The organism is Limosilactobacillus sp. C0001E2, assembly GCF_056590915.1.
In genome coordinates, this window is record NZ_JBWPXC010000003.1 from 35,402 (window position 1) to 52,989 (window position 17,588).

Below are 17,588 nucleotides of genomic sequence, written 5' to 3' on the forward strand. Positions count from 1 at the left end.
CTCCTGTCTAAGAACTAGATAGGAGTTGTTTTTATTTTCGGAAAATGATAGCCTTAGATAGATGGAGGTGACTGTGATGGCGCAAAGAAAAGTTGGCTTGGAGTGCACGAAATGTGGAGCTCGCAACTACACCGTTACGGTTAAACCAACCCGTGAACAACGGTTAGAGTTAAAAAAGTTTTGTAAACATTGTGGTGAATATACCGTTCATCGTGAAACTAGGTAGTGGAGGGAAACAATGCATTTATTTAGATTTTTAAAGAGTGTTGTTCAAGAAATGCATAAGGTGGTCTGGCCCACTTGGAAGGAAAATCGGCGCGACACAGGAGTGGTAATTTCGCTAACGATTTTCTTTGTGATCTTCTTTGCGTTGGCAGACTGGATCATTCAAGCGGGGATGCTGGCCTTTGTCAAATAGTGATGGCTAGTCAAAGCGAGTATTTTTTGCTATAATTCAAAAGAAGCAAAACTTCGTGAGGAGCGAGGTTTTTTTATTTTGACAAAATTATTAAAGGAGAATCATCATGGAATCACATGAAAAACGCTGGTATGTACTGCACACCTATTCTGGATACGAAAATCGGGTTAAGAGCAACCTGGAGTCCCGAGCTCAATCAATGGGCATGGAAGACTACATTTTCCGGGTAGTGGTTCCTGAAGAAACGGTGCGGACAGTTAAGGATGGCCAAGCAAAGGAAACGGAAGAAAAGACGTTCCCAGGTTACGTTTTAGTTGAAATGGTGATGACTGATCAAGCTTGGTACATTGCACGGAATACACCTGGCGTTACCGGATTCTTAGGTTCCCATGGTGGTGGTTCCAAGCCAACCCCATTGCTTCCAGAAGAAGTGGACAGGATCATGAAGCGAATGGGAGCGGATGTCGCACGAACGGACATTAACGTTAATGTTGGCGACAGCATCAAGATTATTGCTGGGCCATTTGCTGATTTGACCGGAAAAGTAACGGCGGTTGATCATGACAAGATGAAGGTCAACGTGGATATTGAAATGTTTGGTCGGCAGACTAGTGCCGAAGTTGGTTTTGACCAAATCGATACGATGGATAATTAATTCTCTAACTTGAATTTTATGTAATTTTGTGGTAATTTATTTTGGTATGCAATATGCATACTGTGGGAGAGGTAAAAACTTACTGCCTCATCATTACCACAACACGGACTAAGGAGGTTTTGTCTCGTGGCAAAAAAAGTAGCTAACATTGTTAAGTTGCAAATTCCTGCCGGTGCAGCAACACCAGCTCCACCAGTAGGTCCTGCACTTGGACAAGCAGGTATCAACATTATGGGATTCACTAAGGAATTCAACGCACGGACTGCAGACCAAAAGGGTATGCTGATTCCAGTTGTAATTACCGTTTACGAAGATCGTTCATTCGACTTCATTACCAAGACCCCACCTGCTGCCGTATTACTTAAGAAAGCCGCTGGTGTTGAACATGGTTCCGGTGAACCTAACACGAAGAAGGTTGCTAAGGTAACCAAGGATCAAGTTAAGGAAATTGCCGAAACTAAGATGCAAGATCTAAACGCTGCTGACGTTGAAGCAGCTATGCGCATGATCGAAGGTACTGCACGGAGCATGGGCTTCACTGTTGAAGACTAAGCCACGCACAGCGCCGGGACTTTTATCAAAATAAAAGTTCCCACGTGGGAGGTCAACCCGTTAGACCACATTTGCAAGGAGGAAAACACAAGATGGCTAAAAAACATGGTAAGAAATACCTTGAAGCGCTGAAGAAGGTTGACAGCAAGAAAGAATATGCTGTTAACGACGCGGTTCAATTAGTAAAAGATATTGATTTTGCAAACTTTGATTCAACTGTTGAAGTTGCATTTAAGTTAAACGTTGACACTAAGCAAGCAGACCAACAATTACGTGGTGCCGTTGTTTTACCAAACGGTACTGGTAAAGACCAAACTGTAATTGTTTTTGCTAAGGGTGACAACGCTCAAGCTGCTAAGGATGCTGGTGCTGACTTTGTTGGTGACCAAGACTTAGTTGAAAAGATTCAAGACGGTTGGTTAGACTTTGACGTTGCAATTGCAACTCCAGACATGATGCCACAAGTTGGTCGTTTAGGTCGGGTCTTGGGACCAAAGGGCTTAATGCCAAACCCAAAGACTGGGACTGTAACGATGGATGTTGCAAAGGCCGTTGAAGAATCAAAGGCTGGTAAGGTTACTTACCGGACTGACCGTGACGGTAACGTTGCTGTACCATTTGGTAAGGCTTCATTTGATACTGACAAGTTAGTAGAAAACTTGAAGACGATTGAAGATGTTGTTGTGAAGGCACGTCCAGCTTCTGTTCGTGGGACTTACGTTCAACACGTTTCCATTGCTTCAACTTTCGGACCAAGTGTTACGCTTGATTTGACCACTTTCTAGTTCAGTGGAATTAATAAAACAGCATCAGAATTGTTAATACAATTCTGATGCTGTTTTTGTATTCTCTATAATAATGCGGCAAAATTAAGAAAAGTTAATGCTAAGACAATGGTTAAATAACTAATCATTTGCCAATGGTGGTTGGCATATTGTCCCATGATCTGGCGGTTACTTGTAATGATAATGAGGGGAAAAAGGGTAAAAGGTAGCGCAACACTTAAAATGATTTGGGCGAGAATAATTAATTGTTCAAATTCCTGTTCATTAAAGTGAATGCAACAGCCAATGATGATCACTGGGATCAGAGTAACTAAACGAGTGAGCAGGCGTCGTTTCCAAAGGGGTAAACGAAGGTTAATATAACCTTCCATGACGATTTGACCTGCAAGGGTGCTGGTGATTGAAGAAATCAATCCAGTAATTAAGAGAGCAAAACCAAAAAGGCTACTCATGACGGGACTAGCTAATGAGCCAACAATCTTAGAATTATTTAAGCCATAAAAGACGTCTGCCAAGCTATTGAGGGTTCCATGATGGAAGAATAATGTTCCTCCCATGATCATGAGAAGGGCATTGACAAGGAGGGCGGCTACCAAGTGAATGATGGAGTCCCAATTAGCAAATTGCAAAGTTTCGTGAACTTGGCGGGGATCATGTTCATCATAACGGCGGCTTTGGGCAAGCGCGGAGTGAAGATAGATATTATGGGGCATGATCGTGGCACCAATGATTCCCAAACTTAGTAACAACTGAGCGTGATTGTTAACAATATTAGTGGCAGGAAGACAACCATTTAAAATTGGCGACCATTCTGGATGAGCACGGGCGACTTCAATAGTAAAGATTCCTGCAACAATTAGGATTGTTGCTAACACAATGAATTCAATTCTGCGAATACCAAATTGCAAGAAGAGTAAAACGACGATGACGTCCGCGACCGTTAGTAATACGCCAACAATAAGGGGAAGATGAAATAATAAATACAGAGCCACGGAGGTGCCGATGACCCCGGTTAGATCGGTGGCCATCATGGCCAGTTCGTTTAAGAGCCATAAAACAATGCGAACTGGTTTAGAAACTCGAGCAGCAATGGCTTGCGCAAGATCTGTTCGAGTAACCACACCTAACTTAATGGATAGGGATTGCATTATCATTGCGACCAAGATGGAGAAGATTAGAACACTTAATAGTGAGTAACGATATTGAGCACCGCCCGCTAAAGAAGTTAGCCAATTACCAGGATCCATATAACCAACTGCTACTAGAGCACCGGGGCCACAGTAAGCGAGAAATTTTTGCCAGAAGGCAGATTCATAAACTGTCGGTACTTTAACACTCCCATTAATTTCATCAAGACTTTTCTTGTTCATTAGCGGCCTCCTTGGCCAGATTGGCGATCAAAGCAGCAAACTCTGGATCATCATTCAGGGATGGCATTATGGCGAGTTCTTGACCGCCACTGGCCCGAAAGGCCTGATAATTTTGAACGCCGTTTTCTTCTAGTGTTTCAAGACAATCTGTAACAAATGAGGGTGAAGCAATCATGATGCGTCGCTTACCCAGTTGAGCTTGGCGAAGTAATTCATTTTTAAGGTACGGTTTTAACCATGGCATGGGGCCGAACTTTGATTGATAAACCATTTTGATTTGATGGTCGGGGATGGCTAGTCGCTTTTTTAATTCAACAGTCGTCCGTTCGGTTTCAGATTGATAAGGGTCACCAGCTTTAACCATTGATACAGGAATCCCGTGGTAGGAAATCATTAATAGATCGAAGTTACCATCATCCCAAAAAGCCTGAATATGTTTCGCTAAGAGATCCAAAAAGGCAGGTTGATCAGCAAACCGGTCAATGATTGGAATCGTCGGATCAACGGCGTTGACTTGGTCAATGATGGATTGGGTAGTGCTTTGGGTGAAATGCGGAAACAGTGATAACACATAAACTTGATCACAGGTTTGTTGGAGCTGATGTAATACCGTTGAAATTGCCGGTTTGCGGTATGTCATCGCCATGGCGACCTGCCAATCGGGTAGAGCATCCTGAACCCGGTTGGTTAGTCGTGCAGTATTAGCAATTAGGGGTGAGCCATCCCGTTCCCAAATATCACGATAAAATGTAGCTGATCGCCAAGCACGGGTTGGCAGGATAATTCCCTTTAGTAATGGTTGCCAAAACCACCGGGGCAGGGTAACGACGTTTTGATCACCTAAAAATTCGGCTAAGTATTTCTTAACTGCAGGAGTTGTCGGTTCATCTGGTGAACCTAGATTTACTAATAGTAGTCCATTTTTCTTCATCAGTACTTTAACCTCACTCAAACTTAGATAATGTTATTGTACAACAACTTGATAAGCAAAAACGGGTGCGTGACAGAAGACATTTATGACTTCGTAATCACGCACCCGTGCGATTTAGATTTATCAATATGGAGATTTACCCTTTTTGGTAATACTTTTTAACAAAGTAAAGAATTGGCAACCCTACAATCACAATCCCGATGAAGAGAATAACACCCGCTGGGTCATTGAAGATTTCACTGACGAGAACAAAGATTCCACCGGCAATCGCAATGATCGGGACAAATGGATAGAGTGGAGTCGAGAAAGGCCGCTTTGCAAACTTATTACGTTTCCGTAGGATAAAGACCCCAAAGAAAGCCAACATGTAGAAGCAGTAAACCGTAAATACACAGAGATCTGATAAGTGATCTGGATCAAAGAAGAGCATCATAATGAAGGCCAGGACGACGATAAAAATGGTCGCCGTAACTGGCGATTTACCCTTCGGACTGAGGTATGCTAAGAATTTCGAAAATGGAATATCTTGCCGTTTAGCCATGGCATAGACAATACGGGGGAAAGTTAACATTTTACCATTCAACGTTCCCATCATCGAGATGATGATTCCAGCTGACAACAGTTTACCACCAATCTGTCCAAAGGCCTTGGTTGCTAAATAGGCAGTAGTATTTTCACCAAGGCGATGAATTGTCGCAACGGGAAGGAAACGGAGAATTCCTACGGTAATTAAGGTATAGATAATCAAAACAGCAGTAATTCCGAAAATGATCGCCTTCGGAAGTAATTTTTGCGGATTCTTCATTTCGCCACCGAGGTTGGCAATCAGGATCCAGCCGTCGTACCCGAAAAGGGTAGCGAGCACAGCGACACCAAAACCACCAGAACTTTGATGAATTTCACGAACAGTTTGTCCAAAGGCATCTTGGTGCCCCCAGAAGAGACCAAAAATGATAATTGCGGCAATCGGGATCAATTTTCCTAAAGTGGTGATGACGGAGAATAGAGCACCAACCTTGTTTTCCAACAGGTTCATTAATCCAATGAGGCCAACAGTAATAATCGTTAATGGAATTCGCCATTCATTACCTAATCCAAAGAAATTGGCCATGAGGATACTCATAAACCCTGCTACCGAGGCAATGATCGCTGGACCGTAGACAATAATTTGCATCCATCCGGCCAAAAAGCCAAGAATCCGACCATAAATGTTTTCAATATATACGTAAAGACCACCAGTATATGGCATCTGAGCACCAATTTCGGCGACGGTAAGACCACCGGTCAGGGTAATAACCCCACCAAAGACCCAAGCCAGGATTGCCATTGTGGAACTACCGGCACTATCTAACACCGAGCCTTGTTTAAAGAAGATTCCTGATCCAATGATAGTTCCAATTACAATTGAGATTGCCGAGCCAAAGCCGAGCGAACGTTTTAAGTCTTCAGTTGGTTGTTTGTCCTGCATAACTAATTCCTCCATTTCTATGACACAATAAAAGCCGCCTCAAGCACCATTCGCAAAATTGCAAGTGGTTGAGACGGCCCATTAATTGTTATTATAAAATAATAAACATCAAAATTACCCAACCACAATCAGAGATGATGAGGTTGAGGAAGAGGATAAATTAAAATGAGTTAAATTTAGTTGTAACATTTGCGTCCCCTCCAAAATTTTGATTGACATTAGAATACCATTAGAAAAAATCTAACGCAAGCATTTTTTTATTTTTACTGATGCCTTGCAAAATGAACTGGAGTTATGTATACTGTTTGAGTGGTTATAAATATGACTCTGCCTAAGACTCAGGTGGCGCAAGCCTCAATCATACCTGCCGAGGAAGAAATGAAATGTTCCTTCTCTATGTCTGCCGGTCATAGGGATTTTTTTAAATCCGTACCAAATTTAATATAGGAGGTGTAATTTCATGAGTGAAGCAGCTATTGCTAAAAAGGCTGAAGCCGTTAAAGTTGCCAATGGTTTGTTAACTGATGCTGAATCAGCTATCGTTGTTGACTACCGTGGTTTGACGGTTGATGAAGTCACTGATTTGCGTAAGCAACTTCGTGATGCTGGTGTCAAGATGGTTGTTATCAAGAACAAGATCTTGGAACGGGCCGTTGACGGTACTGATTACGAAGACTTAAAGAGTGTGTTTGTTGGCCCAACTGCAGTTGCCTTTTCAAATGAAGATCCAATTGCTCCTGCAAAGATTATGAAGAAGTTTGCAGAAGACCACGATGCTCTTGAAATTAAGGGTGGTTTCATTGAAAAAGACATCAAGACGCTTGATGAAATCAATGAATTCGCTGAACTGCCAAGTCGGGACGATCTTCTTTCCATGCTTGCATCTGCATTGCAAGACCCAATGCGGAAGATCGCACGGGCCGTCAAGGCCGTTGCCGACAAGGCCGACGAAGCCGCATAATTGTGTGCTTACAGTTACATTTAAACTATCAATTAAACAAGATTTAATCATTGGAGGAATTTAAAAATGGCTTTTGATAAGGATGCTATTATTGCTTCATTAAAGGAAGCATCAATCTCTGACCTTAACGACCTTGTTAAGGCAATTGAAGACGAATTTGACGTTTCAGCTGCTGCTCCAGTTGCAGTTGCAGGTGCTGCTGGTGGCGACGGTGCTGCTAAGGATAGCTTCACTGTTGAATTAACTGAACCAGGTACTGCTAAGGTTAAGGTTATTAAGGCTGTTAAGGACATCACTGGTTCCGGCCTTAAGGACGCTAAGGACCTTGTTGATAACGCACCATCTGTTATCAAGGAAGACGCTAAGGAAGACGAAGCCAACGACATCAAGGCTAAGCTTGAAGACGCTGGTGCTACTGTTACCCTTAAGTAGTTTTATCCAAATAAAAAACCGCCGTTTTGGCGTTTTTTTATTACCTAAAAGAGGAGCATAGTGATCGTTGATCGCTATGCTCCTCTTTTGTCATTGATTTGCAATTATTGTAGTTGCAGAATTTGTCGAATAGTTGATTTCATTTGGGCAGGCTGAATAACCCGTTCGCTCTGCTGACTTTGATCAAACAATTGTTGAATGTTTGGACTTAATGGTTGTCGGAGAAGTTGGTGCAATTCGGTAATAGCATCTAATCCGGTGACTGAACTCTGCTTATCAGTAATTGCTTGGTGCACTGTCTCTGGGAATTTATAGGGACTAGCAGTTGAGATAATGACATTAGGGGTGGAATCATTAGTGACAGCTTGGTATTGGTTAGCAACGAAAGAAGCCACGGCGGTGTGAGGGTCAATCACGTAACCATCCTGTTGATAAATGCGCTTGATTTCCTGTAGAACCTCTTGCTGAGTGGCATAACCAGCATTAAAGTGTTTATGAAGTTTAGCACGGGCACCATCATCAATTGAGTATTTACCATCGTTATTTAACTGTTTCATTAACTGATTGATACTAGGAGCGCTCTCATCGTAAATGTCAAACAGCAGTCGTTCCAGGTTACTGGAGACCAAAATATCCATGGCTGGTGAATTGGTCAGGAAGAAAGGGCGTTTTCGATCATAATGACCGGTTTTAAAGAAATCCGTTAAAACATTGTTTTCGTCGGATGCGCAAATGAGGCGATTAATTGGTAATCCAAGTTTTTTAGCATAATAGCCAGCGAGGATATCACCAAAGTTTCCTGTTGGCACCGTAAAGTTGACTTGGTCACCTAGTTGAATGTCTCCACGCCGTACAAGTTGTCCATATGCGCTTAAATAATAAACAATTTGGGGGATCAGTCGACCAATGTTCATCGAGTTAGCAGATGAGAATTGAAAACCATTGGCCAGTAATTGGTCATTAAAGTTTTGATCATTAAAAATGGTTTTAACGGCAGTTTGGGCATCATCAAAATTACCCTCAATGGCGATTGCGGTCAGGTTATCTCCCCGCTGACCTAACATTTGTCTTAACTGAACAGGACTAACACCACCGTGAGGGTAGAAAACAATCACCTGTGTACCATCTTGATCACTAAAACCACGCATTGAAGCAGTTCCAGTATCACCAGAGGTTGCTGTGAGGATGATAATTTCATTACTGTTTTTTTCAATGGTTAAGGATTTTTGCATTAACCGTGGTAGGACTTGTAATGCAATGTCTTTAAAAGCCAGGGTGGGCCCATGAAATAATTCAAGATAGTAGTTACCAGCGTGCTTTTCTGAAAGTGGTGCGATAGTTGCATCATCCCATTGGGAACCATAGGCTCCTTGAACAATTTGGTGAAGCTGGTTTTTACTAAGGTCATCAAAGAACCAGCCTAATACTAATTCCGCAATTGCTTGGTAGGACATTGTTGCTAGATTCTGCAGCGGTAGGTCGACTTGGGGGAAATCGACGGGGACGAAAAGACCACCATCAGGAGCAAGCCCCTGGATGACTGCTTGGGGCGAATTTAATGTTGCTGTAATTTGCCCACGGGTACTACGGTATTGCATGAAAAAAGCCTCCATTTCTAGATTTAGTGATTGATTATTGGTTATTGTAACCTGGAAGGGACGTATGTTACAATGCTAAAAATGAAAAAATAATGAGAAAATGAGGTGGCAAGATGGAAACCATTCAAATCGGGATGCTTGGCCTAGGAACGGTCGGCTCTGGTGTGTTACAGATGATCCAGCATAATGAAGATAAGGTGGTGAATGTCACCGGACGGCAACTAAATGTGAAGCGGGTGCTCGTGAATCATCCAGAGCGCCACCAAGATGTTGCAGATAAAATTGAATTAACGACGTTAGTGGAAGACGTCATTAATGATGATGAAATTCAAATTGTATTGGAACTGATAGGTGGAATCCATCCCGCTAAAGAATACATTGAGGCGGCACTGCGTAACCATAAAAACGTGGTCACTGCAAATAAGGATCTTTTGGCAACCTATGGTCCAGAATTGGTGAAACTCGCCCATGACCATCATTGCGATTTGATGTATGAAGCTAGTGTGGCTGGAGGAATTCCAATTCTGCGGACGATTACCAATAGTTTTGCGGCGGATAAAATTACTGAGGTTAAGGGGATCGTGAATGGAACCACGAATTACATTCTGACGCAAATGAGTCAGCAAGGTTGGTCGTATGACCAAGCACTCAAAGCGGCCCAGCAGTTGGGATTTGCTGAAGCGGATCCTACTAATGATGTTACTGGTAAGGATGCGGCTTATAAAATGGTCATTTTGAGCCAGTTTGCCTTTGGAACTCAATTAACGGTTGATGATTTTGCAGTAACGGGAATCGATCATTTAAACGGTTTTGATGTTCAGCAAGCCGGTAAATTTGGTTACGTTATTAAACTAGTGGGGATCGCACAGGTAATTGATGATGGGGTCTTTGTTGAAGTTGCTCCAACCCTAGTACCTGCGGACCACCCGTTAGCAACAATTAATAACGAATATAATGCGGTCATGGTAACGGGGGAAGCTGTGGGCGATACCCTTTTCTATGGTCCCGGGGCTGGTTGCCTGCCAACTGCCAATAGTGTTTTAAGTGATATTATTTCGGTCACGAAAAATCTAGTTCTGAAAACAAATGGTAATTTCTTTAATAATTATCAACGTCAGTATATTCCTGCAGCACCACGCGACGTCGTTTGCCCATATTTCCTTTCCATCATGATGCCAGATGTGCCAGGGCAAATGTTGAAGTTAACGCAAATTATGACGGAAATTGACGCCAGCTTTAGTCAAATTACGCAAACAGAAGCGGATGGCTTAGCCCATGTGGTGATCATTACTCACGAAATGACTGCCCAGCAATTAGCCGATTTTAAAGCACGGGTTGCTAAAGATTCGAGTATTAATTTATGCGCTGCATATAAGGTTTTAAAGTAGGGTGGTGACCAGAATGAAAATTCAAGTACCAGCCTCGAGTGCCAATTTAGGCCCGGGATTTGATTCCATTGGGATCGCAGTTTCGATGTATCTGTATTTAACCGTTGTTGGACCGAGTAATGAATGGCGGGTCGATCATCAACTGGGGAATTTACCGCATGATCGCCAAAATATGATTGTTAAAACGGCACTAAAAGTGGCTCCTAATTTAACACCACACCACCTCAAAGTCGAAAGTGCAATCCCGGTTACTCACGGTTTAGGAAGCAGTTCGAGTGCTATTGTAGCGGGAATTGAACTGGCCAACCAATTAGCACAGTTAAACCTTAGTGATGAAACAAAGGTTGAAATTGCTAGTCAAATTGAAGGGCATCCCGATAACGTGGCCCCAGCAATTTTGGGTGGTTTGGTAGTCGGTACTGAGGTGAATGATCATTTTACAGCAGTAAAAGCTCCGCTACCGCCATTTGATTTAGTTGCCTATATTCCAGCCTATAACTTACCAACGAAGGAAGCCCGGGCAGCATTGCCGAATGAACTGACTTATCATCACGCTACCCATGCTAGTGCAGTGGCCAATACTCTGGTGGCAGCGCTATTTAAACCAGATTATGCTGTAGCCGGAGAATTAATGGAGGCGGATGAATTTCATGAGGGGTACCGGGCTGCTTTAGTGCCAGAATTAGCAAAGGTTCGAGAAATTTCCCATGATCATGGCGCATTAGCAACTTATTTAAGCGGGGCCGGTCCAACGATTATGACATTGATCCCACATGACAGGGCTGCTGACTTGATTACAGCGCTTCGGAATTACCACCTGAACGATCGCGTTGAAGTTTTACATCCTGATCATGCTGGAGTAACGGTTGACGAATAACAAAAATGAGAATATAAAAAGGCGTCAGAGTTCTGAAATGGAACTCTGACGCCTTTTTCAGGCCGAAGCATCAAATTAAATTAATGAGTTAGATAGGGAGTTATGAAATTTAATTGTTGTTATCTTCGGCCTTGATGTTTTGCGCGATCTTATCAACGATGTCCTTGTGCATCTTTTCATCCAACTTAACTTTGGCGATAAAGATGATCATGCCGATCAAGATGCAGAAGAATGGGATGTAGAAGCAGAAGGATTTGAAAATCAAAATATCATGAGTGGAGATGGAAGCAGCAGTGGCATTACCAGTCATCCCGGCTAATCCAGCAATGATTCCAGTCAATCCGGTCGTAACCGCGCCACAGAACTTATCAAGCATTGGCCGAACGGCGGAAGTGGCAGCTTCTGACCGGTGACCAGTCTTCCATTGCCCATATTCAACACAGTCAGCAATGGTCAATAAGAGCACCATGAAGACCAGCGGATTAGCAAGGGTGTAAAGAACTTGAGCAACTAAGGTCATGGTTACGGTTTGGGTAAATGAGAAGATAACAAAGGCAATGAGTTCAACACAAAGTGCACCAACCATGATCTTGCGCCGGCCAAAGTATTTCGCAAGCGTTGGGTATGAAATGATGGAGATAAATCCGGTTACCATGCCGACCCAGCCGACCAAAGCCCAGCTTGATTGAGCGTTTAAAACGTAACGGAAGTAGTAGAGTAAGAAGTTGTTCGTTGTGGAAGTACCTAAGCAGTAGATGATGTAGGAAAGGGACATCCACAATAATTGATCATTATGAAACAGGGTATGGAAAACTTGTTTCAGGGTAATTTTTTCTGCATTTTGTTCGGTAACGACGGAATCCTTTTCCTTAGTTCCAAAGGCTGCAAAACAAGAACCAATCAGTTCAACGATCCCAATGGTAAGGGCAAACATGAACCAACCATGAACGGTAAAATTCTTAGAACCAGAGAAGAAGGTCAAAAGTGAAGCGTAAACAACGGTAATGATGTTTCCGCCAAGAGTGGAACCAATCCGGGCACCAGTAGCAGTGAAACCACGGTCATCAGAGCTGAGAGACATTGCAGGAAGTAATCCCCAGAATGAGATGTCCTTAAAGGCATAAACTAAGTACAAAGCCAAGAATAAAATAGTAAATAGAACCAGGAAGAGGCCACCGTTATTGGTCGACATACCGCCCATTGTAGTAAAGAGGAATGGGCTACCAATTCCCAAAACTAACCCGGTACCAAAAATCCATGGACGATATTTACCCCACTTAGAATCGGTCTTATCAATCATGGAGCCAATGAATGGGTCGAGGACCAATTCAATGATCCGAATAACCATTAAAATCATTGTAACGATGGCAACCATTTTGGTGGTGTAACTCTTACTGCCGTTTGAGAACATCAGACTCGTAATAAACATTAGCATATAGGTGTTCAGGATTCCGTAGAAGGAATCGTGACCAAACGTCCCTAAACCATAACAAATTGTGTTTTTCCACTTACTCATAATTAGTCCCCTCTAGATTTCTTTGAAGTAATGGACTTCTGATAAATAATCACCAACGTGGGTTGGGTCACGGAAGAGTTCTACATTCATGAGTTCATCACCACCGTAAACGGTTTGACTATCTTCATCACGGTAATCACGGTGGGGATCCAATGCAGTTAATTTCGTGTTAACAATTTCCATCCGGTTGGTATGTTGTTTTCTAAACATGAACAGTAACGCTTCTGATTTGTCAGGACTGACAAATTCCCAAGCCACGGTATTACCCTTAAATGGACTTTCTAGGCGGTAGAAATCTCCATATTGGATCAGGTGCCGGTGCTTTTTATAGAAGGCAATTTGCTTTTTAACTAATTCTTTTTCATCGTCAGTTAAATCCGCCAGGTCGAGTTCATAACCAAATACGCCTGCCATTGCAACATCACCACGGGTCTTGAAACTAATGTCACGACCAGTTTGTTGATTTGGTGATACTGAAACGTGGGCACTCATGGAAGAGATTGGGTAGACTAGCGATGTTCCATCTTGAATCTTGAGTCGTTCACCAGCGTCGGTATCATCAGATGGCCAACTTTGTGGCATGTAGTAAAGAATTCCGGCGTCAAAGCGGCCACCACCACCAGAACAACCTTCGAAGAGAATGTCTGGGTAGCGTTTCGTTAAGCGATCCATTAGATCGTAAACACCTAAAATCACGCGGTGGGCGATTTCGCCTTGATGGTCAGCCGTTGCTGCTTGGGAAAAGACTTCCGTTAAGTTTCGGTTGCAATCCCATTTAATGTAGTCAATCGGCACGTTGTCTAAAATCTGACACATCTGATTAAAGATGTTATCAACAACTTCTGGACGACTAAAGTCGAGTACTAATTGGTTCCGGGAGAGAGTTGATCCCCGTCCTGGTTCTGCTAAGGCCCAATCTGGATGCTCACGGTAAAGTTTTGAATCCACCGAAACCATTTCTGGTTCAAACCAAAGGCCAAATTTCATTCCAGCGTCATGCGTTTGCTTAGCAACCCGTTGGAGATTAACCTTATCGTGGTTAACAAACCAATCACCGAGTGATGAATTATCATCATTTCGGTGGCCAAACCAGCCGTCATCAAGAACGAACATTTCAATGCCTAGTGGCTGCGCTTCTTTAACGACTTCATCAAGTTTTTGGTCGTCAAAGTCAAAGAAAGTGGCTTCCCAGTTATTAATAACGATTGGACGGTCAGCGTACTTAAATTTACCACGGGCAATCCGTTCACGCAGTAAGTGGTGGAATGCTTGCGACATGACATTAAGACCTTTCGTACTAAAGACGGTAATGGCTTCGGGAGTTTGGAATTCTTCTCCCGGTTCAAGATGCCAAGCAAAGTTAAAATCATTAATTCCAGCAATTAAACGGGTTTGATCAATTTGATCCCGTTCAATTGAGATTTGGTGATTACCGGAGTACACCAGCAGTACTCCGAGGGCATTACCATTAAATTCATCCGTGTTAGGGTCGACTAAAGCTGCAAATGGATTCATATGGTGGGAGCTAGAATCCCGTCGACTAGAAATTTCAAAAATCCCTTGATGGAGATTAATCCGCCGGGTTTGTCGTTCTAACGCATATTGGCCAGGTAAGTAAACAAGGTCGTAATCATGCTTTGGTAAGTCGAGTTGAAGCGAAGCGATTTTATCAATTTCAATTGCTTGATTACTAGTGTTTTTCAGACGAGCATTTCTGGTAATTACTGGCCGATCTTGATAGATGGTGTAAACCAGTATTAATTCCACATCGAGTGTGGCATCCTTTAATGTTACTTCCAAAGTTTGTGCTTCATCGTCGTCATTAACGTATGATGAAGGCAAACCTTGGAGGGCTGGTTTACCAGAAAGGATCCGGTAGGAATCATAGCGGAAATCAGTTAAGCGGGCGCCATCAGCTCCCTTGATGGTAATGGCTGGCAGCCGGTAGTCTCCGGTATTATTACCGGAATATTCTTGAAGTAAATCATCTTTAGAATAGGTCCGATCCATTGATTGGGGCAGGTTACCAGAAAACCCCCGATCAACCCGTGGATAGCGACGTTCGCCATGGTAATGGCGGATCTTCGGCCCATAGTACAAGTGGCTTAATAGGCCGCCCTCTTCAATTGAAAAAAGGTAAGAAATTGAAGAATTACTCAGGTTAAAGACCCGTTGTTTTTCGTCAAAAGTAATCATAAGCTAACTCCCTTTCATTTGATGGTTCAAGAGTAAAATAAAAAGCGCTTACAGTAAACGCTTTCTTTAACTTGTGAAATGAAACAGAATGACGATAACGGTGTGGTAAAGGCGAATGAAACGTTTACTATTTTATTAGTAAACATTTAGTGTTATCCTAATAAACAAAAGAGCCTAAGGAGAAGATAAATGGCAAGTATTCGTGATATTGCAAAAGAAGCGGGGGTTTCTCCAGCAACGGTTTCCCGGGTATTAAACCAGGACAAAAAGTTTTCGGTTCGTTCAACCACGAGAGAGCGGGTTATGGAGGTAGTCAGAAAGCTTCATTACGATCCGCGTGAACATCGTGAAATGGTGCAATCACTTCCCCATCGAGACCGGGAGCTGATTGTGTTATGTTCACTAACCAGTAGTCAGGAGACCCGAGACCTGTATTTTGCGACGATTGATGAGGGTATTCATGAAGAAGCAGCCACGCTGGCAATTAAAATTGGGGCCTTTGTGCGGTTCCCGAATCCTGATTTTGACTATCAAACGGTAGGCAAGTTTGATGGGGTGATCATCATTGGTACGTTTAGTGAGCGCTTTTTGAATAGTGTTTACCGTTGCAACCGTAATTTGGTGGTCGTGGATGAGTACCGTTATTTTGATCAATTTGATCTTGTTCGTAATAATTACCATGCCGAAACCGAACGAGCGCTGAACATGCTTTACCAACAGGGGCATCGCCAAATCGCGTTCATTGGCGGAGCAATTAATCAGATGGAGAAGACGGGAATCACTGGTGAGCAGATTACTGATATTCGTACTACGGCCTATCTTAATTGGATGCAGATTCACCACTTGCGATCCAAAAATCTAACGACCGATTGGAGTACTCATGAGGGATACCAGGCGATGGAGGAGTTGTTGAACAATGATACATTACCAACCGCCGTGGTGGTTGCTAGTGACCAGTTAGCGATCGGTGCATATCGTTCCATTCAATTGCATCACTTGGTAATTCCTGAAGATATTGAGGTAGTCAGCTTTAACGATTCACAAGTAGCGTCTTACTTAGTGCCTTCATTATCTTCAGTTCACGCACCAAGTAGTGAAATGGGGCGGGCAGCAGTTAGACTACTGCTTGATCGGTGGCGCAACCGGCGGACGGTGCCGTGGCAAGTGGTCCTACCATCAAAGTTGGTGGCCAGAGAAAGCACAGTCTCAAATAATTAATGATGGTTGCGAGAATGGTTTTAAATCCGGTAAAATATTCATGAGGTGATGATCATGACAGTTGATTTATCTAAAGTTAGGCAGCAGGTGACCCAGGGAGTGCAGGAGTTGCTGAAAGTAGCTAATTTACACGCAGGGGATACTTTTGTTTTAGGTATTTCGACGAGTGAAGTGGCAGGAGTAAAGCTAAGCGGAGCACCGTCAGTAGATGTCGGACGAACGATTGTTAATACTTTAGTGGACATTTTGGCACCCCGGGGCATTAATTTGGCGGTTGAGGGCTGTGCGGAGATTAATCGGGCCCTGACGGTGGAACGTCAGGTAGCAGAACATCATGGTTGGGAGATTGTGACAGTTTATCCATCAGTAAATGCCAGTGGATCGGCCCAAATTGCTGCATTTGAACGATTCGATGACCCGGTGGAAGTTGAACACATTACTGCTCAGGCAGGAATGGACATTGGAGATTGCGACATTGGTATGCACGTTCAGGCAGTTCAAATTCCGGTTCGAACAACGATTAATACTGTTGGTCAAGCCCACACTCGTTACTTGCGTTCGCGGCCAAAACTGATTGGTGGTTAGCGTGCAAAGTACATGTGGGATCCCTTTAACTAACAAAGAAAAGGCGAAGGAGTTGAATCGAACAACCCTCGCCATGACATGCAAAAAGCCTTCAGCAACTTAGGACCTCGCTGAAGGCTTTTGTATTTGTTATGTGTATGCACTCGCAAATCTGTTTCTACGATTATTAAACCCTGGGTTTGAAGATTATCGATTCTTTTGGGATTGTTCCATTATTTCATCGATAATATCTTGCAAAGATACCTTACTCATTTTAGTAAAGGCTTGCAATTCAATCTCACTATAAATATGATCAAGGACATTTTGAATATTGCCACCCACGATGCAATGGGGGTTAGTTTTAGGATCAACATGTAAGATCCGATGATCCATGTTAATTGCTTGGTAAATATCTAATAATGAAATTTTACTTGAATTTTTTGCTAAAGAGGGCTTGGCGGATCCTTTGTGCGTTTCAATTAGTCCTGCATTGCGTAAATCAGACATTAATTGACGGATAACACTGGGATTAGATTCAACGCTAGTTGCGATAGCTTTGCTTGAAAGATCATTATTCTGATATATATCAATGTAGCTAAGAATATGAACAGCATCACTTAATTTATGAGAATACTTCATGACGGTTTAATTCTACCTGT

General features: G+C 42.9%; 18 protein-coding genes and 1 other annotated feature. Of the genes, 11 read left to right on the forward strand and 7 right to left on the reverse strand.

The window, feature by feature from the left end; genetic code table 11:
- The first annotated feature begins 76 nt into the window (after positions 1-76).
- From rpmG to rplA, 5 genes are all read left to right on the forward strand, one after another.
- Positions 77-226, forward strand: coding sequence for a 50S ribosomal protein L33 (gene rpmG, locus AC1EKL_RS03895; protein WP_006917071.1), 150 nt, complete (start codon positions 77-79; stop codon positions 224-226).
- Between the two features lie 12 nt (positions 227-238).
- Positions 239-418, forward strand: coding sequence for a preprotein translocase subunit SecE (secE, locus tag AC1EKL_RS03900; protein ID WP_006917070.1), 180 nt, complete (start codon positions 239-241; stop codon positions 416-418).
- 106 nt (positions 419-524) lie between these two features.
- The gene (gene nusG, locus AC1EKL_RS03905) at positions 525-1,073 is read left to right on the forward strand and encodes a transcription termination/antitermination protein NusG (RefSeq protein WP_480188495.1); all 549 of its coding nucleotides are present in this window, start codon (positions 525-527) and stop codon (positions 1,071-1,073) included.
- A gap of 126 nt (positions 1,074-1,199) precedes the next feature.
- On the forward strand, positions 1,200-1,625 hold the full coding sequence (gene rplK, locus AC1EKL_RS03910) for a 50S ribosomal protein L11 (RefSeq protein ID WP_295731444.1): 426 nt from the start codon (positions 1,200-1,202) through the stop codon (positions 1,623-1,625).
- A gap of 92 nt (positions 1,626-1,717) precedes the next feature.
- Positions 1,718-2,410 (forward strand): 50S ribosomal protein L1, encoded by a 693-nt coding sequence (gene rplA / locus AC1EKL_RS03915; RefSeq protein WP_006917067.1) that lies wholly within the window; start codon positions 1,718-1,720, stop codon positions 2,408-2,410.
- Between the two features lie 65 nt (positions 2,411-2,475).
- Here the strand turns inward: rplA and AC1EKL_RS03920 are convergent, their stop codons facing one another.
- From AC1EKL_RS03920 to AC1EKL_RS03930, 3 genes are all read right to left on the reverse strand, one after another.
- Entirely contained in the window at positions 2,476-3,780 is a 1,305-nt protein-coding gene (locus AC1EKL_RS03920; protein WP_480188496.1) for an Nramp family divalent metal transporter, read from the reverse strand.
- Entirely contained in the window at positions 3,761-4,711 is a 951-nt protein-coding gene (hemH, locus tag AC1EKL_RS03925) for a ferrochelatase (RefSeq protein ID WP_480188497.1), read from the reverse strand. The genes AC1EKL_RS03920 and hemH overlap by 20 nt, the downstream gene beginning before the upstream one ends.
- Positions 4,712-4,847: 136 nt before the next feature.
- Complete coding sequence (locus AC1EKL_RS03930) at positions 4,848-6,179, reverse strand: APC family permease (RefSeq protein ID WP_480188498.1); 1,332 nt, start codon at positions 6,177-6,179, stop codon at positions 4,848-4,850.
- A 312-nt stretch (positions 6,180-6,491) separates the two neighbouring features.
- Positions 6,492-6,610: a sequence feature (ribosomal protein L10 leader region), on the forward strand.
- Positions 6,611-6,639: 29 nt separating this feature from the next.
- Here AC1EKL_RS03930 and rplJ point away from each other — a divergent pair.
- The gene (gene rplJ / locus AC1EKL_RS03935; RefSeq protein ID WP_006917063.1) at positions 6,640-7,140 is read left to right on the forward strand and encodes a 50S ribosomal protein L10; all 501 of its coding nucleotides are present in this window, start codon (positions 6,640-6,642) and stop codon (positions 7,138-7,140) included.
- Between the two features lie 66 nt (positions 7,141-7,206).
- Complete coding sequence (gene rplL / locus AC1EKL_RS03940; RefSeq protein WP_006917062.1) at positions 7,207-7,572, forward strand: 50S ribosomal protein L7/L12; 366 nt, start codon at positions 7,207-7,209, stop codon at positions 7,570-7,572.
- A gap of 104 nt (positions 7,573-7,676) precedes the next feature.
- On the opposite strand, the gene thrC is transcribed toward rplL, so the two are convergent.
- A complete protein-coding gene (gene thrC / locus AC1EKL_RS03945; protein ID WP_480188499.1) occupies positions 7,677-9,170 on the reverse strand; it encodes a threonine synthase in 1,494 nt (497 codons plus the stop codon).
- A gap of 113 nt (positions 9,171-9,283) precedes the next feature.
- On the opposite strand from thrC, the gene AC1EKL_RS03950 reads away from it, so the two are divergent.
- Both AC1EKL_RS03950 and thrB read left to right on the forward strand, forming a co-directional pair.
- Complete coding sequence (locus tag AC1EKL_RS03950) at positions 9,284-10,558, forward strand: homoserine dehydrogenase (protein WP_480190205.1); 1,275 nt, start codon at positions 9,284-9,286, stop codon at positions 10,556-10,558.
- Positions 10,559-10,571: 13 nt separating this feature from the next.
- Positions 10,572-11,435 carry a homoserine kinase gene (gene thrB, locus AC1EKL_RS03955; RefSeq protein WP_480188501.1) on the forward strand — a complete coding sequence of 288 codons (864 nt, stop codon included), beginning with the start codon at positions 10,572-10,574 and terminating at the stop codon, positions 11,433-11,435.
- A 109-nt stretch (positions 11,436-11,544) separates the two neighbouring features.
- Here the strand turns inward: thrB and AC1EKL_RS03960 are convergent, their stop codons facing one another.
- Complete coding sequence (locus tag AC1EKL_RS03960) at positions 11,545-12,951, reverse strand: glycoside-pentoside-hexuronide (GPH):cation symporter (protein ID WP_480188502.1); 1,407 nt, start codon at positions 12,949-12,951, stop codon at positions 11,545-11,547.
- Positions 12,952-12,963: 12 nt separating this feature from the next.
- Positions 12,964-15,147: an alpha-galactosidase gene (locus AC1EKL_RS03965; RefSeq protein ID WP_480190009.1), complete on the reverse strand. Its 2,184-nt coding sequence runs from the start codon at positions 15,145-15,147 to the stop codon at positions 12,964-12,966.
- A gap of 189 nt (positions 15,148-15,336) precedes the next feature.
- Here AC1EKL_RS03965 and AC1EKL_RS03970 point away from each other — a divergent pair, with 189 nt between their 5' ends.
- Both AC1EKL_RS03970 and AC1EKL_RS03975 read left to right on the forward strand, forming a co-directional pair.
- Complete coding sequence (locus tag AC1EKL_RS03970) at positions 15,337-16,365, forward strand: LacI family DNA-binding transcriptional regulator (protein ID WP_480188504.1); 1,029 nt, start codon at positions 15,337-15,339, stop codon at positions 16,363-16,365.
- A 54-nt stretch (positions 16,366-16,419) separates the two neighbouring features.
- Positions 16,420-16,950 carry a TIGR01440 family protein gene (locus tag AC1EKL_RS03975; RefSeq protein ID WP_480190206.1) on the forward strand — a complete coding sequence of 177 codons (531 nt, stop codon included), beginning with the start codon at positions 16,420-16,422 and terminating at the stop codon, positions 16,948-16,950.
- A gap of 186 nt (positions 16,951-17,136) precedes the next feature.
- On the opposite strand, the gene AC1EKL_RS03980 is transcribed toward AC1EKL_RS03975, so the two are convergent.
- Positions 17,137-17,568, reverse strand: a complete 432-nt coding sequence (locus AC1EKL_RS03980; RefSeq protein WP_480188506.1) for an Rrf2 family transcriptional regulator — start codon at positions 17,566-17,568, stop codon at positions 17,137-17,139.
- Positions 17,569-17,588: the final 20 nt, after the last annotated feature.

Coding starts and splice junctions, on each gene's coding strand:
- rpmG (WP_006917071.1), top strand. CDS start 77: ATGGCGCAAAGAAAAGTTGGCTTGGAGTGCACGAAATGTGGAGCTCGC.
- secE (WP_006917070.1), top strand. CDS start 239: ATGCATTTATTTAGATTTTTAAAGAGTGTTGTTCAAGAAATGCATAAG.
- nusG (WP_480188495.1), top strand. CDS start 525: ATGGAATCACATGAAAAACGCTGGTATGTACTGCACACCTATTCTGGA.
- rplA (WP_006917067.1), top strand. CDS start 1,718: ATGGCTAAAAAACATGGTAAGAAATACCTTGAAGCGCTGAAGAAGGTT.
- AC1EKL_RS03920 (WP_480188496.1), bottom strand. CDS start 3,780: ATGAACAAGAAAAGTCTTGATGAAATTAATGGGAGTGTTAAAGTACCG.
- hemH (WP_480188497.1), bottom strand. CDS start 4,711: ATGAAGAAAAATGGACTACTATTAGTAAATCTAGGTTCACCAGATGAA.
- AC1EKL_RS03930 (WP_480188498.1), bottom strand. CDS start 6,179: ATGCAGGACAAACAACCAACTGAAGACTTAAAACGTTCGCTCGGCTTT.
- rplJ (WP_006917063.1), top strand. CDS start 6,640: ATGAGTGAAGCAGCTATTGCTAAAAAGGCTGAAGCCGTTAAAGTTGCC.
- rplL (WP_006917062.1), top strand. CDS start 7,207: ATGGCTTTTGATAAGGATGCTATTATTGCTTCATTAAAGGAAGCATCA.
- thrC (WP_480188499.1), bottom strand. CDS start 9,170: ATGCAATACCGTAGTACCCGTGGGCAAATTACAGCAACATTAAATTCG.
- AC1EKL_RS03950 (WP_480190205.1), top strand. CDS start 9,284: ATGGAAACCATTCAAATCGGGATGCTTGGCCTAGGAACGGTCGGCTCT.
- thrB (WP_480188501.1), top strand. CDS start 10,572: ATGAAAATTCAAGTACCAGCCTCGAGTGCCAATTTAGGCCCGGGATTT.
- AC1EKL_RS03960 (WP_480188502.1), bottom strand. CDS start 12,951: ATGAGTAAGTGGAAAAACACAATTTGTTATGGTTTAGGGACGTTTGGT.
- AC1EKL_RS03965 (WP_480190009.1), bottom strand. CDS start 15,147: ATGATTACTTTTGACGAAAAACAACGGGTCTTTAACCTGAGTAATTCT.
- AC1EKL_RS03970 (WP_480188504.1), top strand. CDS start 15,337: ATGGCAAGTATTCGTGATATTGCAAAAGAAGCGGGGGTTTCTCCAGCA.
- AC1EKL_RS03975 (WP_480190206.1), top strand. CDS start 16,420: ATGACAGTTGATTTATCTAAAGTTAGGCAGCAGGTGACCCAGGGAGTG.
- AC1EKL_RS03980 (WP_480188506.1), bottom strand. CDS start 17,568: ATGAAGTATTCTCATAAATTAAGTGATGCTGTTCATATTCTTAGCTAC.